This window comes from Streptomyces cellostaticus (assembly GCF_001513965.1).
GTDB classification, from domain to species: Bacteria; Actinomycetota; Actinomycetes; order Streptomycetales; family Streptomycetaceae; genus Streptomyces; species Streptomyces cellostaticus.
Genome location: NZ_KQ948025.1, coordinates 43603 through 58724 on the forward strand (window position 1 = coordinate 43603; position 15122 = coordinate 58724).

General features: G+C 70.4%; 15 protein-coding genes. 7 read left to right on the forward strand and 8 right to left on the reverse strand.

The annotated features are described in order from the left end of the window. Nucleotides 1-1015: low temperature requirement protein A (locus tag AQI88_RS21575; RefSeq protein WP_067001889.1), on the reverse strand; the 1015-nt coding region annotated here is incomplete at its 3' end. Between the two features lie 114 nt (nucleotides 1016-1129). On the opposite strand from AQI88_RS21575, the gene AQI88_RS46700 reads away from it, so the two are divergent. After that, complete coding sequence (locus AQI88_RS46700; protein WP_167357470.1) at nucleotides 1130-1306, forward strand: hypothetical protein; 177 nt, start codon at nucleotides 1130-1132, stop codon at nucleotides 1304-1306. A 19-nt stretch (nucleotides 1307-1325) separates the two neighbouring features. Here AQI88_RS46700 and mscL read toward each other — a convergent pair whose 3' ends face one another. From mscL to AQI88_RS21600, 6 genes are all read right to left on the reverse strand, one after another. After that, nucleotides 1326-1784 carry a large conductance mechanosensitive channel protein MscL gene (gene mscL, locus AQI88_RS21580; RefSeq protein WP_067001893.1) on the reverse strand — a complete coding sequence of 153 codons (459 nt, stop codon included), beginning with the start codon at nucleotides 1782-1784 and terminating at the stop codon, nucleotides 1326-1328. Between the two features lie 138 nt (nucleotides 1785-1922). After that, nucleotides 1923-2504 carry a CpaB family protein gene (locus tag AQI88_RS21585; RefSeq protein ID WP_067001897.1) on the reverse strand — a complete coding sequence of 194 codons (582 nt, stop codon included), beginning with the start codon at nucleotides 2502-2504 and terminating at the stop codon, nucleotides 1923-1925. Nucleotides 2505-2648: 144 nt separating this feature from the next. Beyond that, the gene (locus AQI88_RS21590) at nucleotides 2649-3482 is read right to left on the reverse strand and encodes an S-methyl-5'-thioadenosine phosphorylase (protein WP_067001900.1); all 834 of its coding nucleotides are present in this window, start codon (nucleotides 3480-3482) and stop codon (nucleotides 2649-2651) included. Between the two features lie 99 nt (nucleotides 3483-3581). After that, a complete protein-coding gene (locus AQI88_RS43335; RefSeq protein WP_079057711.1) occupies nucleotides 3582-3905 on the reverse strand; it encodes an FmdB family zinc ribbon protein in 324 nt (107 codons plus the stop codon). A 205-nt stretch (nucleotides 3906-4110) separates the two neighbouring features. Continuing rightward, nucleotides 4111-5406, reverse strand: coding sequence for an MFS transporter (locus AQI88_RS21595; RefSeq protein ID WP_067001904.1), 1296 nt, complete (start codon nucleotides 5404-5406; stop codon nucleotides 4111-4113). Nucleotides 5407-5692: 286 nt separating this feature from the next. Then, nucleotides 5693-7249: a potassium/proton antiporter gene (locus tag AQI88_RS21600; protein WP_067001906.1), complete on the reverse strand. Its 1557-nt coding sequence runs from the start codon at nucleotides 7247-7249 to the stop codon at nucleotides 5693-5695. Nucleotides 7250-7466: 217 nt separating this feature from the next. Here AQI88_RS21600 and AQI88_RS21605 point away from each other — a divergent pair, with 217 nt between their 5' ends. Next, the gene (locus AQI88_RS21605; RefSeq protein WP_067001909.1) at nucleotides 7467-10262 is read left to right on the forward strand and encodes a penicillin acylase family protein; all 2796 of its coding nucleotides are present in this window, start codon (nucleotides 7467-7469) and stop codon (nucleotides 10260-10262) included. Nucleotides 10263-10347: 85 nt separating this feature from the next. On the opposite strand, the gene AQI88_RS21610 is transcribed toward AQI88_RS21605, so the two are convergent. Further along, nucleotides 10348-10929 (reverse strand): 5-formyltetrahydrofolate cyclo-ligase, encoded by a 582-nt coding sequence (locus tag AQI88_RS21610; RefSeq protein WP_067002311.1) that lies wholly within the window; start codon nucleotides 10927-10929, stop codon nucleotides 10348-10350. A 133-nt stretch (nucleotides 10930-11062) separates the two neighbouring features. On the opposite strand from AQI88_RS21610, the gene galU reads away from it, so the two are divergent. The 5 genes from galU (at nucleotide 11063) to AQI88_RS21635 (ending at nucleotide 15066) form a co-directional block, all read left to right on the forward strand. After that, the gene (gene galU / locus AQI88_RS21615; protein ID WP_067001912.1) at nucleotides 11063-11974 is read left to right on the forward strand and encodes a UTP--glucose-1-phosphate uridylyltransferase GalU; all 912 of its coding nucleotides are present in this window, start codon (nucleotides 11063-11065) and stop codon (nucleotides 11972-11974) included. After that, nucleotides 11971-13293, forward strand: a complete 1323-nt coding sequence (gene glp / locus AQI88_RS21620; protein ID WP_067001914.1) for a molybdotransferase-like divisome protein Glp — start codon at nucleotides 11971-11973, stop codon at nucleotides 13291-13293. Before galU ends, glp begins: the two co-directional genes overlap by 4 nt. Before the next feature lie 110 nt (nucleotides 13294-13403). Beyond that, a complete protein-coding gene (gene moaC / locus AQI88_RS21625; RefSeq protein WP_067001917.1) occupies nucleotides 13404-13916 on the forward strand; it encodes a cyclic pyranopterin monophosphate synthase MoaC in 513 nt (170 codons plus the stop codon). Further along, entirely contained in the window at nucleotides 13913-14413 is a 501-nt protein-coding gene (locus tag AQI88_RS21630) for a MogA/MoaB family molybdenum cofactor biosynthesis protein (RefSeq protein ID WP_067001920.1), read from the forward strand. Before moaC ends, AQI88_RS21630 begins: the two co-directional genes overlap by 4 nt. Before the next feature lie 20 nt (nucleotides 14414-14433). Then, on the forward strand, nucleotides 14434-15066 hold the full coding sequence (locus tag AQI88_RS21635) for a GNAT family N-acetyltransferase (protein ID WP_067001923.1): 633 nt from the start codon (nucleotides 14434-14436) through the stop codon (nucleotides 15064-15066). Nucleotides 15067-15122 lie beyond the last annotated feature (56 nt).

Here is a 15122-nt window from a genome sequence, read left to right on the forward strand (position 1 = left end):
GCAGGTACAGCGCCGTCGGCAGGGTCACGGCCGCCGACGCCGACAGCGTCGAGACAGGGGCCTTGCCGACGGCCTGCTCCACCGCCACCTCCAGCCCGGCGCCGATCGCGGCGGCCGAGGCGAAGATCAGGTAGTGGCCGTAACCCCACAGGAACGCCTGATCGTTGGAGCGCAGATGGCCGTGGATGGGCACCACGAAGTAGATCCACCACGCGGAGAAGACGATCAGCAGGCCACCCGCCGCGATCGGCAGCAGCTGGCCCAGCGCGTCGTGCTCGTCCACCCCCGACTTCACGGCGACCGTGGCCGCGGCGACGGTCTCCCCGAGCACGATGATCGTGAACAGGCCGTACCGCTCGGCGATGTGGTGCGGATGCCAGGACGTCTGATGCCCCTTCTCCGCGTACACCGGCACGCACAGCTCCGCGATCACCATCACCAGGAACACCCACGGCCGGGCGGGCCCGGGCAGCACCACCAGCCCCAGCCAGCCCACCTGGCACAACAGCACACCGCCGGCGTATCTGAGCGCCGTGGTTCTCTCCGCACCCTCGGCGGACCTCGCCACTCTCAGCCACTGTGCGACCATCGCCAGCCGCATGATCAGATAGCCGAGCCAGACCACCAGGTAGTCGTGGTGGTCGAACGCCCGGGAGACTCCCGCGGCCAGCACCAGCACGCCGGCGATCTGTACGAGGGTGACGAGCCGGTAGAGCGCGTCGTCGTTGTCGTACGCGGAGGCGAACCAGGTGAAGTTCATCCAGGCCCACCAGATGGCGAAGAACACCATCGCGTAGTTCAGGATCCCGCTGCCCGCGTGGCCCTCGGTCACGGCGTGCACGAGCTGCACGCCCGCCTGCGCGATGGCCACGACGAAGCACAGGTCGAAGAAGAGCTCTAGCGGGGAGGAGACCCGGTGCGCCTCGTCGCGCCCGCGCGCGGTGAGCCGCCGCAGGGGCCCCTGGGAGTGCTGTGCGCCCGGGGAAGCAGGCGCCGGAGCGGAACTCGACGTCATGCTTCCCAGGACAGCAGAAAACCGCGCCGATATCTCGCGGAGGGGTTCACAAGCGCACAAGGGGCCGAGGGCGCGCTCGGGCGCCGGCCCCGGCCGGGGCCGTACCCTTGGGGCATGACCACCGCCCCCGCATCCGAGCCGCGCGACCCGAAGGCCGCGCTGGTCTTCGACGATCCGCTGAACCAGCAGTCCTCGGACGACACCGACCGCGGGTGGGGCGAGCGCGGGGACGGCGGCAGCGCCGCCGACCTGAAGCGCTTCCTCGACGAGAAGCCGCCCCACCACCTCTGAGCCGCCCGCAGGAGCGCCGCTAGCGCTCGTCGTGCCCCGACCCACGCTGCGCGACCAGCGCGTCGCGGATCTCCTTGAGGACCTCCAGCTCGGTCACCTCGATGATCTCGTGCGTGCCCTCGCGGGCCTTCCTGCGGGCCTCCTGGCGCGCCAGGAACTTCGCCATCGGCAGGACCATCAGGAAGTACACCACCGTCGCCGTGATCAGGAAGGTCAGCGTCGCGCCGAGGACGGAGCCCCACATCAGCCGGATGCCCTGGGTCCCCTGGCACTTGGAGCTCAGGCACGAGCTGTAGTTGTCCAGGTTCTGTGTGCCGATCGCGCCCACCAGCGGGTTGATGATCCCCTTCACCACCGAGCTGACGATGTTCGTGAAGGCGGCGCCGATGACTACCGCGACTGCCAGATCGACGACGTTCCCGCGCATCAGGAAGGCCTTGAAGCCTTGCCAGATACTCGGTTCCTTCTTCGTGCTCACCTCGGGGACTCTCCTCGTCTGCACAGGGTGTGGAACGAAACGCTCCGCAACCTACGGCACGGTGAGGGCATCGTGTCCAGTGCCGCGGCTCGATCGAGGGGCTGGACAGCGGGCGACCGAGGAAGCGGCCGAGACGGCTCAGCACAGGGTCACCGCCAGCCGTGCCGTGGCGCTCGCGCCGACGAGCCCCGCCGCCGTGGCGCGCGGCACCGACAGTACGACCAGCGCCCCGCTCTCGGCCGTCCCCTCCAGGGGCTCCGGCACCTTCGTCACCCGCACCCCGTGCGCGAGCACCCGGGCGCCGCCCCCGGCCGACGGATCCTCGGCGGCGATGACGTCGACCCGGTCGCCGGGCCGCAGCAGCCGGACGGTGGCGGCATCGGCGATCCGCACCGGCGCCGTGACCACATCCACCGGACCATGCCGGCGTACAGGCTCCGCAACCGGGTGCCCGCGGGCGCGATCGGCGCGATGCGGTTCCGGCGCGGCCCGCGGCCCGGCTGCCACGAGCGCGGCCGCCGTCACGGCGAGCCCGGCCGCCAGGGCCCGCCTGCGATGCCGCACGAGCCGTTGCAGCTGATAGCGCCCGCCGCGCACGCGCACCGGTGCGAAGTGCGGGATCTCGCAGGTCGCGGGCGCATCGGTGCCCAGCGGGCGCGGGAGGCGGAGGGGAGGCGGGAACGGCGCGGAAGGGGTCGGTGACGACGAGGTCAAGGGCATGGGGATCACCGCCTGCGACGAGGGAATCGGCTTGCGATGCCACGATGACGCCTCGCGCCGAAGTCCGCCGGAGCCGGTGTACTACTGGCCGGTTGTGGACAACTTGCTCACGCGAACGAGGAGTTCCGGGCGCCCGCCTCCGCGTTACGACAGCTCGAAGCCCGGATCCATCCCGCCGAGCGCGTTCACGCACAGGCAGTCCCGCGCTCCGGTCTCCGGCAGCGCCGCCACCGCGTCGAACAGCACACCCCGCAGCCGGTCCACATTGGCCGCGAACACCTGCAGCACCTCGTCGTGCGAGACGCCCTCGCCGGTCTCGGCGCCGGCGTCCAGGTCGGTGACCAGGGACAGGGACGTGTAGCACAGCTCGAGTTCACGGGCGAGCGCCGCCTCGGGATGGCCGGTCATGCCCACCACCGACCAGCCCTGCGCCTGGTGCCACAACGATTCGGCGCGGGTCGAGAAGCGCGGTCCCTCGATCACGACCAGCGTGCCGCCGTCCACCGGCTCCCAGCCCCGTCCGCGGGCCGCCTTCAGCGCGGCGGCGCGCCCCGCGGGGCAGTACGGGTCGGCCATGGACACATGCACCACGTTGGGCACCGTGCCGTCGGGCAGCGGCAGTCCGTCGAAGTACGTCTGCGCCCTGGACTTCGTACGGTCCACCAGCTGGTCCGGTACGAGCAGGGTGCCCGGGCCGTACTCGGGGCGCAGCCCGCCCACCGCGCACGGACCGAGGACCTGCCGGACACCGACCGAGCGCAGGGCCCACAGGTTGGCGCGGTAGTTGATGCGGTGCGGGGGCAGATGGTGGCCGCGGCCGTGCCGGGGCAGGAAGGCGACCCGCCGGCCGGCGATCTCGCCGAGGAAGAGGGAGTCGCTGGGCTGCCCGTACGGCGTGTCCACCTGGACCTCGGTCACGTTCTCGAGGAACGAGTAGAAGCCCGAGCCGCCGATTACGCCGATCTCTGCGTTCACCATGACGAGCACATTAGCTGGCTGCGAACCCCCCGGGGGAGCCGGTCCCGGGTACGCCGAAGGCCCTGCCGTCGCACGACGACAGGGCCCAGGAGCGAGATCTCAGGCGGCAGAGCTGCTGGTGGAGCCGGACGCCGACGAGGACGACGACGGCGAGGACGCCGACGAGGACGACTTCGAGTCGGTCGACGAAGAGCTGGACGACGAAGCACCGGACGACTTCGACGCCGGGCTGCTGCTCGACGTGGAGCCGCGGGAGTCGTTGCGGTAGAAGCCGGAGCCCTTGAAGACAATGCCGACCGCGGAGAACACCTTCTTCAGGCGGCCACTGCAGCTGGGGCACTCGGTCAAGGCGTCATCGCTGAACTTCTGCACCGCCTCAAGGCCCTCGCCGCACTCGGTGCACTGGTACTGGTAGGTGGGCACTGTCTTCCTCCTGGCACTCTCACTCGATGAGTGCTAACGATCGTCCATATTAACCCGTGCGGCCAGCGAACGGAGTAACGTACGTCACCTGCCCACGGGCAGTGGTCAGGGCTTGACCGTCATGAAGGTCTCGTGCCCAAGTGAGAAGCCGCTTGGCGGCGGAGTCACAGTGACGTATTCCTGGGTCTTGTTCGACACGTCACATCTAACCGATCGCGACGGGATCGCGATGGGCCGCGCCGCGCGTGACCATCTTGGTCGCGCGCGGCGGCACCAGCCGCGAGCGCAGCGCCGTCAGGGTCGCCAGCGCCAGCACCGTACCGGCCATCGGCACCAGGAATCCCGCCCCGTCCCACAGGCGGTCCTCCAGCTGGCCGGCGACCGTGACGGCCGCCGCCTGGCCGAGGGCCACGGCACCGGTCAGCCAGGTGAACGCCTCGGTACGGGCACCGGCCGGGACCAGGCTCTCGACCAGCGTGTAGCCGGTGATCAGGGCCGGCGCGATGCACATGCCGACCAGCAGGCCGAGAGCGGCCAGCAGCAGTACGGAGTGCGCCGTCCACAGCGCGGAGGCGGCCAGTGCGAGCCCCGTGTAGCCGATGACCAGGCGTCGCTGCGGGGCGACCTTCCAGGCGATGGCGCCGCAGACGATGCCGGAGAGCATGTTGCCCGCGGCGAAGACGCCGTACAGGACGCCGTTCATCCCGGGCTCGCCGATCGACTCGGTGAACGCCGCCAGCGACACCTGCATACCGCCGAAGACCGATCCGATGCCGAGGAAGGTCACGACCAGCACCCGTACACCCGGGACGCGCAGCGCGGAGGCGTGCTGCACGCGCGCGTGCCCGCTCTCGCCGGTCACCGGCGGCTGCGTGCTCTTCTGCGCGGCGAACAGCAGACCGCCGACGAGCGTCAGCGCAGCCTCCGTCACCAGGCCCGCGGACGGGGACACGGCGGTGCACAGCGCGGTCGCCAGCAGGGGGCCGAAGACGAAGGTCAGCTCGTCCGTCACGGACTCGAACGCCGCCGCCGTGGTCATCAGGGGCGAGCCCTGGAGCTTCACGCCCCAGCGTGCGCGGACCATGGGGCCGACCTGCGGCACCGAGGCGCCGGTCGGGACGGCCGCCACGAACAGCGCCCACAAGGGCGCGTGTGCCAGCGCGAGCGCCGTCAGGGACAGGCCCGACAGCGTGTGTACCAGGACGCCAGGGATCAGGACGGCGCGTTGCCCGTAGCGGTCGGCGAGCCGGCCGCTGTACGGCGCGAACAGTGCCATGGACACACCGGTGGCGGCCGCGGCGGCACCCGCGGCGCCGTAGGAGCCGGTGGTGTGCTGCACGAGCAGCACGATCGAGATGGTGAGCATCGCGAACGGCTGGCGTGCCGCGAAGCCGGGGAGCAGGAACGTCCAGGCGCCGCGGGTGCGCAGCAGCTGTCCGTATCCCGGGCGGGACGACGCCGGCGAGTTCTTTGCCGACTCGGTGGTGACCGTGGACGCCACGGCCCGTGCCTTTCTACCGCCTGGTAGCGCGCCCGTGCGGGGGCGCCGAGAGCTGTCCTCTTGCGCGGAACTGCGGTAGATACCGGTGCCACTGCCAAGGGGGTTCCGGCCGCCATACGGTCGCGCCAGCTCTGCGTCAGACAGAGTTGGTTCGATCAGGTGTGCCTTTATGTTACAGGGATCAAGGGCTGGTGTGCCTGTGAAAATGAGCACCATGGTGCGTGTTCACCTGGGATTGGCGAAGGTGTGAACGGTACGAAACTCGCCCTTAACGCCCGCACCGCGCTCAGCGTCCCGCGCCCGCCCCGTTCGTGCCCAGCCAGCCGGCCAGCTTGCCGCCGTGGGCGACCGCGCGCAGGCGTCGTTCCGCCGCGTCGCGCACGGGGTCGGTGGCGACCACGAGGAGTTCGTCTCCGCGCCGCAGCACCGTCGTGGGCAGCGGAACAAACGATTTTCCATCCCGGACGACGAGGGTGACGGCGGCACCGGGCGGCAGCCGCAGCTCGTTGACCTCGACGCCGTGCATCCGCGAGCCCTCGGGGATCGAGATGGACAGCAGGTGGCCGCGCAGCCGCTCCAGGGGCGCCGACTCGATGCCGAGGTCGGACGCCTCGCCCTGCTCGCCGAGGCGCAGCGTGCGCGCCAGCCAGGGCAGGGTCGGCCCCTGGATGAGGGTGTACACGACGACCAGCACGAAGACGATGTTGAAGATCCGGCGGCTGCCCTCGACGCCGTTCACCATGGGGATGGTCGCCAGGATGATCGGCACGGCGCCGCGCAGCCCCGCCCACGACATCAGCGCCTGCTCCGCCCACGGCACCCGGAACGGCGCCAGGCTGAGCACCACGCTGAGCGGGCGGGCGGCCATGGTCAGCACCAGGCCGATGACCAGGCCCGGCCAGACGTCGTCGCCCAGCTCGTGCGGCGTGACGAGCAGGCCGAGCAGGACGAACATGCCGATCTGGGCGATCCAGCCGAGCCCATCGGCGAAGCCGCGGGTGGCGGGCCAGTGGGGCAGCTTCGCGTTGCCGAGTGTCATCGACGCCAGGTAGACGGCGAGGAAGCCGCTGCCGTGTGCCAGCGCGCCGGCGGCGTACGCCGTGACGGCGATCGCGAGCACGGCGATCGGGTAGAGGCCGGAGGCCGGCAGGGCGACGTGCCTGAGGCCCCAGGAGCCGAACCAGCCCACCGCGAGGCCTATGGCCGCGCCGATGGCCAGTTCCAGGGCTATCTCGCCCACCAGGACGTACCAGTGCTCGACCGGTCCGGCCGTGCTGAAGGCGACGACCAGGATGACCACCGGGGCGTCGTTGAAACCGGACTCCGCCTCCAGCGTGCCCGTCACGCGCGCGGGGAGGGGGATTTTACGCAGGACCGAGAAGACCGCCGCCGCGTCCGTCGAGGAGACCACCGCGCCGATGATGAGCGCCTGCCGCCACTCCAGCCCGATCAGGTAGTGCGCGCCCGCGGCCGTGACGCCGACGCTGATCGCGACCCCTGCCAGCGCCAGCACGGAGGCGGACGGCAGGGCCGGCCGGATCTCTTTCCACTTCGTGCCCAGACCGCCCTCGGCGAGGATCACGACCAGGGCCGCGTACCCGATGACCTGGGTCAGCTCGGCATTGTTGAAGTGGATGTTCCCGATGCCGTCCTGGCCCATGAGGACGCCGATCCCCAGGTAGACGAGCAGGCTGGGGAGCCCGCTGCGCGAGGAGATCCGGACCGCCGCGACGGCGACGAGCAGGACCAGGGAGCAGACGAGCAGGAGCTGGTCGAGGTGGTGGACAGTCAGCGGCGGTTCCCTTCCTTGACACGCGCGCCACGCGCGCGTGCTCCCGTACACAAGACCCGAGGCTGCGGCGCACCGCACCCAAGTACTTCGTTACCTTACCTAACTCTTGACGCTTTCTTGACACTCGTCGAGGCAAGATCGAACGTCCGTGCGCGCCTGTTCCCGACTCCGCGTCAAGTGGTTCGGGGCCCTGCGCCTATGGTTGCTCCAGCGCTCATTCAAAGTCACAGCCCGACCTGCCGCTCGCGTTAGGACAGCAAGGACAGCGATGCCCCCCAACACCACCGCCACAACGGGTGACAAGCCCGGCAAGTCCGGCAGGAAGAAGGGGCGCAAAGCCCGCCTTATCGTGCTGGTGCTCGTCCTGGCCATCATCGGTGGCGTCGCCTACGGGGCGTACTGGTCGATCAGCACCGTCCGCGCCTCCTTCCCGCAGACCAAGGGTTCGATCACGCTCGACGGCCTGTCGGGGCCCGTCGACGTGAAGCGGGACGGCAACGGCATCCCGCAGATCTACGCCTCGTCCGACGAGGACCTGTTCATGGCGCAGGGCTTCGTCCAGGCGCAGGACCGGTTCTACGAGATGGACGTGCGCCGCCACATGACCTCCGGGCGCCTGTCCGAGATGTTCGGCAAGGGCCAGGTCAAGAACGACGAGTTCCTGCGCACCCTCGGCTGGGACCGGATCGCCAAGGAGGAGTACGACACCAAGCTGTCGGCCTCCACGAAGAAGTACCTCCAGGCGTACGCCAAGGGAGTCAACGCCTACCTCCAGGGCAAGGACGGCAAGGACATCTCCCTGGAGTACGCGGCCCTGAGCTTCACCAACGACTACAAGCCCGCGCAGTGGACCCCGGTCGACTCCGTCTCCTGGCTGAAGGCGATGGCCTGGGACCTGCGCGGCAACATGCAGGACGAGATCGACCGCGCGCTGATGACCAGCCGCCTGGGCCCGCAGCAGATCCAGGACCTGTACCCGGAGTACCCCTACAGCCACAACAAGCCGATCGTCCAGGAAGGCCAGTACGACGACGTCACCAAGGCCTTCCGGCAGGGCGGCGTCACAGGCGCCTCTCAGGGCACGACGGGTACGGCAGGCGCGACGGGTGCGACGCGCACGACGGGCGCGACCGGCTCCTCCGCCTCGTCCACGACCGGTTCGGCCCTCACGAGCCAGCTGGCGGGTCTCTACAACGTCCTGGACGACGTGCCCACCGCCGTCGGAGTGAACGGCCAGGGCATCGGCTCCAACTCCTGGGTCGTCTCCGGGAAGTACACGATCACCAAGAAGCCGCTGCTCGCCAACGACCCGCACCTGTCGGCGTCGCTGCCGTCCGTCTGGTACCAGATGGGCCTGCACTGCCGCAGCGTCTCCAGCAAGTGCCAGTACGACGTCACCGGCTACACCTTCGCCGGCATGCCCGGTGTGGTCATCGGCCACAACGCCGACATCGCCTGGGGCATGACCAACTCCGGCGTCGACGTCACCGACCTGTACCTGGAGAAGCTCAGCGGCAGCGGCTACCTGTACGACGGCAAGGTCCGGCCCTTCAAGTCCCGCGAGGAGACCATCAAGGTCGCCGGCGGCGAGTCCAAGACGATCGTCGTACGCCAGACCGCCGACGGTATGCCGCTGCTGTCCGACCGCGACGACGAACTCGTCCAGGTCGGCAAGAAGGCCGCCGTGAACACCGCCGCGCCCGACCGCGGCGACGGCTACGGCATCGCCCTGAGGTGGACCGCGCTCGACCCGGGCACCTCCATGGACGCCGTGTTCGCCATCGACAGGGCGTCCGACTGGAGCGGCTTCCGCGCCGCCGCCGCCCTGTTCGACGTGCCCTCGCAGAACCTGATCTACGCCGACACCGACAACCACATCGGCTACACGCTGCCCGGCAAGATCCCCACCCGCTCCTCGGCCACCGACGGTTCCATCCCGGTGCCGGGATGGAACTCGAAGTACCGCTGGACCGGCTTCATCAAGCAGGACGAGCTGCCCTACGAGTACGATCCCGCCCGCGGCTACATCGTCACCGCCAACCAGGCCGTGGTCGACAAGGCCAAGTACCCGTACACGCTCACCACGGACTGGGGCTACGGCACCCGCAGCCAGCGCATCACCGACCTGATCGAGTCCAAGATCAAGGACGGCGGCAAGATCTCCCCCGAGGACATGCGCCAGATGCAGCTGGACAACAGCAGCGAGATCGCCAAGCTCCTGGTGCCCAAGCTGCTGAAGATCAACCTCAAGGACAAGGACGTCCGCGACGCCCAGAAGCTGCTGGAGGGCTGGGACTACACCCAGGAGGCCGACTCCGCTGCGGCCGCCTACTTCAACGCCGTGTGGCGCAACGTCCTCAAGCTCGCCTTCGGTAACAAGCTCCCCAAGGAAGTGCGCGTCAAGGGCCAGTGCCTGTGGGTCGAGAAGACCGACAGCACCGGTCCGGTGGACGACGACAGCAAGGTGCGCGAGTGCGGCCGGCGCGACGCCGACCAGGCGCAGCCGGACGGCGGCGACCGCTGGTTCGAGGTCGTGCGCAAGCTGATGGACAAGCCGGACAGCGACTGGTGGAAGACGCCCAAGTTCCTCACCCGCCCCGAGGCGAACAACCGGGACCAGCTGTTCGCCCGCGCCATGATCGACGCCCGCTGGGAGCTGACCGCCAAGCTCGGCAAGGACATCGACACCTGGAGCTGGGGCCGGCTGCACCGCCTGTTCCTGAAGAACCAGACCCTCGGCACCGAGGGCCCCAAGTTCCTCCAGTACATCCTCAACCGCGGGCCCTGGAAGCTCAGCGGCGGCGAGGCCACCGTCAACGCGACCGGCTGGAACGCCGCCGGCGGCTACAGCGTCGTCTGGGTGCCGTCCATGCGGATGGTGGTCAACCTCGCCGACCTCGACAAGTCCAGGTGGATCAACCTGAGCGGAGCCTCCGGACACGCCTACAGCGCCCACTACACCGACCAGACGGACAAGTGGGCCAAGGGCGAGCTGCTGCCCTGGTCGTTCTCGGACAAGGCGGTCGACAAGAGTACGAGCGACACCCTCGTCCTCAAGCCGTGAGCTGCTGACGACAGGCCGACGAGAGGGCCCTCCACGCGCGCGTGGAGGGCCCTCTCGCATGAGGACCGGGGGACCCGGCTCTGTCTCAGGTGCCCGCGAAGCGGCGCACGCCCGACGGTGTCACCACCGCGTGCACGGGCCGGTCGTGCGCCTCCGCCGGGACGCGCGCGACGACTTCCGCGTCGTACAGGAGCACCACGAGCGCGGGGCGCGCACCCGCGCTCTCCAGACGCGCGAGCACGCGGTCGTACGACCCTCCGCCGCGCCCCAGGCGCATCCCGCGCGCGTCCACCGCCAGCCCGGGCAGCAGGACGACGTCCGCGCCGGTCACGGCGTCCGGGCCGAGGCGTTCGCCGGAGGGCTCGAACAGGGCCATTTTCCCGCCATGTTGGACCCGTGCGAGCGAGTCCGGACCGGCATACTCGCCCCAGTCCAGGTCGTTGTCGGGCAGGAGCGCGGGGAGCAGGACGTGCATGCCCCGCGCGCGCAGCGCGTCCAGCAGGACGAGCGTGCCGGGCTCCCTCCCGACGGAGACGTATGCCGCCACCGTGTGCGCACGCGCCAGTTCGGGCAGCTCAAGGGCGCGCTCGGCCAGTGTGCCGCCCGCCTCCCGGACGACATCCTCCGTCAACCTGTTCCTCACCGCGAGGAACTCGCGCCGCAACATTCGCTTGTCACGCTCGTCCGTGCGTCCGTCGTGTTCCACAGGTCGCTCCTGCACCCTTCTTAATGCGCTCATATGAGGGCCATTGAACCGGAGCCCCAGATTCCCTATGAAGGCACCGGATAAGGTTGCGGGCATGACTCAGTCGCACCCCAGGATCAGCAAGGCTGTCATTCCCGCAGCAGGCCTCGGTACCCGGTTCCTGCCGGCCACCAAAGCCACTCCCAAGGAGATGCTGCCGGTCGTGGACAAGCCCGCGATCCAGTACGTGGTCGAGGAGGCCGTGTCGGCGGGGCTCGATGACGTCCTCATGATCACCGGACGCAACAAGCGTCCCCTGGAGGACCACTTCGACCGCAACTACGAGCTCGAATCGGCGCTCCAGAAGAAGGGTGACGCCGACCGGCTCGCGAAGGTGCAGGAGTCCAGCGACCTGGCCACCATGCACTATGTGCGCCAGGGCGACCCCAGGGGCCTCGGCCACGCCGTGCTGTGCGCCGCCCCGCACGTCGGCCACGAGCCCTTCGCCGTCCTCCTCGGCGACGACCTGATCGACCCCCGCGACCCGCTGCTCCAGCGCATGATCGAGGTCCAGGAGCGGCACGGCGGCAGCGTGATCGCCCTCATGGAGGTCGCGCCCGAGCAGATCCACCTCTACGGCTGCGCGGCGGTGGAGGCCACCGCCGACGGCGACGTGGTCAAGGTGACCGGCCTGGTCGAGAAGCCGGACCCGGCGGACGCCCCGTCGAGCTACGCGATCATCGGCCGGTACGTCCTCGACCCGCACATCTTCGACATACTGCGCAAGACCGAGCCGGGCCGGGGCGGCGAGATCCAGCTCACTGACGCCCTCCAGCAGCTCGCCCAGGACGAGAAGGTCGGCGGTCCCGTGCACGGCGTCGTCTTCACGGGCCGCCGCTATGACACCGGCGACCGTGGCGACTACCTGCGTGCCATTGTCAGACTGGCGTGCGAACGTGAAGACCTGGGCCCGGACTTCAGGACCTGGCTTCGCAGTTACGTAGCCGAGGAGATGCAGCAACGTTGAGCAGCGCCGCGACCCGTCCCGCCGGCCCGGACCACCTGTGGTCGGTGGACGAGCACCTGGAGGACATCCTCACCACCGTCCGTCCCCTCGAACCCATCGAGCTGCAGCTGCTCGACGCCCAGGGCTGCGTCCTGGTCGAGGACATCACGGTGCCGGTCTCCCTGCCGCCGTTCGACAACAGCTCCATGGACGGGTACGCGGTGCGGGTCGCGGACGTCGCGGGCGCCGGCGAGGAGTTCCCGGCCGTCCTCGAGGTCGTCGGGGACGTGGCGGCGGGCTCGGCCGGCCTCGTCCGGGTCGGGCCCGGCCAGGCGGCCCGCATCATGACCGGCGCGCCGCTGCCGCCGGGCGCCGAGGCCGTCGTCCCCGTCGAGTGGACCGACGGCGGGCTCGGCGAGGGACCCGTGAGCGGGATGCGGGCGCGCAGCCTGGCCCCCGAGGGCGCCGAGGGGCACGTACGCGTACACCGCCCCGCCGAGGCACGCGCGCACGTGCGCGCCAAGGGCAGCGACGTGAAGGCCGGCGACCGCGCCCTGGAGGCCGGGACGATCCTCGGCCCGCCGCAGATCGCACTGCTCGCCGCGATCGGCCGGGGCACGGTTCGCGTGCGCCCGCGCCCGCGCGTGGTCGTCCTGTCCACGGGCAGCGAACTCGTCCAGCCCGGCGAGGAACTGGGCAGCGGCCAGATCTACGACTCCAACAGCTTCGCCCTCACCGCGGCGGCGCGGGACGCGGGCGCCATCGCCTACCGGGTCGGCGCCGTCGCCGACGACGCGGACACCCTCCGGTCCACCATCGAGGACCAGCTCATCCGCGCCGACCTGCTGGTGACCACGGGCGGGGTGAGCGTGGGGGCGTACGACGTCGTCAAGGAGGCGCTGTCCTACGCCGGCGACGAGGACGAGGCGGGCAGCGGCGTCGAGTTCCGCAAGCTCGCCATGCAGCCCGGCAAGCCCCAGGGCTTCGGCTCCATCGGCCCCGACCACACGCCCCTGCTGGCCCTGCCCGGCAACCCCGTGTCGTCGTACGTCTCCTTCGAGCTGTTCGTCCGCCCCGCGATCCGCACCCTGATGGGCCTCGAAGACGTCCACCGGCCCAGCGCCCGGGCCACCCTGAAGGCACACAAGGCGCTCCGCTCACCCAAGGGGCGCCGGCAGTTCCTGCGCGGTACGTACGCCGACGGCGAGGTGACCCCTGTGGGCGGCGCCGGCTCCCACCTGATCGCGGCGCTGGCGCACGCCGACGCGCTGATCGTCGTACCGGAGGACGTGGAGTCCGTCGAGCCCGGCACGGAGGTGGAGGTCGTGCTGCTCGGCTGACCGCGCAGGGGTCCTGCCCCGGTGCGTTTGCCGACTTGGCGGTACCGTGTCGCGCACAACAGGCCCGTGCTCCGCACTGCGACGGGCCCGGACCGGGAGCGCCACACAGCATGACTGAGCCTTTCCGCGGGGAGACCCCCGGATCCTCCGCGCAGGACCGACTGACGCACATCGACGAGGCGGGCGCGGCCCGCATGGTCGACGTATCCGGAAAGGACGTGACCGCGCGCACCGCCCGCGCGAGCGGCCGGGTCCTCGTGTCACCCCGGGTGGTCGAGCTGCTGCGCGGTGAGGGGGTCCCCAAGGGAGACGCCCTGGCCACCGCGCGCATCGCGGGCATCATGGGTGCCAAGCGCACCCCGGAGCTGATCCCGCTGTGCCACCCGTTGTCGGTGTCCGGTGTGAAACTGGATCTGTCGGTCGCGGACGACGCCGTGGAGATCCGGGCCACCGTGAAGACGACGGACCGCACGGGTGTCGAGATGGAGGCCCTCACCGCGGTGACGGTCGCCGCGCTCACCGTGATCGACATGGTGAAGGCGGTCGACAAGGGAGCGGTCATCACGGACGTACGCGTGGAGGAGAAGACGGGCGGCAAGTCGGGCGACTGGAGCCGGGCATGACCTACCGCGCTCTGGTGGTCACCGCCTCCAACAGGGCCGCCGCAGGGGTCTACGAGGACAAGGGCGGCCCCCTGATCGCCGACGGCCTGGAGCGCTTCGGCTTCGCCGTCGACGGCCCCCGGGTCGTCCCCGACGGCGACCCCGTGGAAGCGGCCCTGCGCGCGGGCGTGGACGCCGGGTACGACCTCGTCGTCACCACCGGGGGCACCGGGATCTCGCCCACCGACCGCACCCCGGAGGCGACCCGCCGGGTGATCGACTACGAGGTGCCGGGCATCGCGGAGGCGATCCGGGCGTTCGGACGGGAGAAGGTGCCGACCGCGGCGCTGTCCCGGGGCCTGGCCGGGGTGGCGGGGCGGACCCTGGTCGTCAATCTGCCGGGTTCCACCGGCGGGGTGCGGGACGGCCTCGCCGTCCTGGAACCCCTGCTGGTCCACGCCGTCGACCAGATCCGTGGCGGGGACCATCCCAGACCCAGTAGCGGGGGTGTGAGCTGAACAGCCCTTCCTGGCCCGTCGTGCTGGCGGACGGAGACGTCGTCCTCCGGCCGATAAAGCTGCGCGACCAGCGGGCCTGGCGTGAGGTGAACCGGCGCAACCGGGACTGGCTGCGCCCCTGGGAGGCGACCATTCCGCCGCCCACGCCGAGCGGGCCGATCACGCACCGGCCGACCTACCGCCAGATGGTCCGGCACTTGCGGTCCGAGGCCAACGCGGGCCGGATGCTGCCGTTCGTCATCGAGTACCAGGGGCGGCTCGTCGGCCAGTTGACGGTCGCCGGGATCACCTGGGGGTCGATGTGCTCGGGGCACGTCGGCTACTGGGTGGACGAGTCGGTGGCCGGGCGCGGGGTGATGCCGACGGCCGTCGCGCTCGTGGTGGACCACTGTTTCCGCACCGTCGGGCTGCACCGCATCGAGGTCTGCATTCGCCCCGAGAACCGGCCCAGCCGCCGGGTCGTGGAGAAACTCGGATTCCGCGAGGAGGGGCTGCGGCCGCGTTATCTGCACATCGACGGAGCCTGGCGCGACCACCTCGTCTTCGCGCTCACGGCGGAAGAAGTGCCCGAGGGGTTGCTCGGGCGCTGGCAGCGGGCACGCTCCCGGCAGACGCGGCACACGCAGGAGAACACTCCGGGGAATCCTGTCTAGCCCCGAAATTGAATAAGTGTTCGAAATTGATCGGCTGATGACCGTCTCGGTGCGTG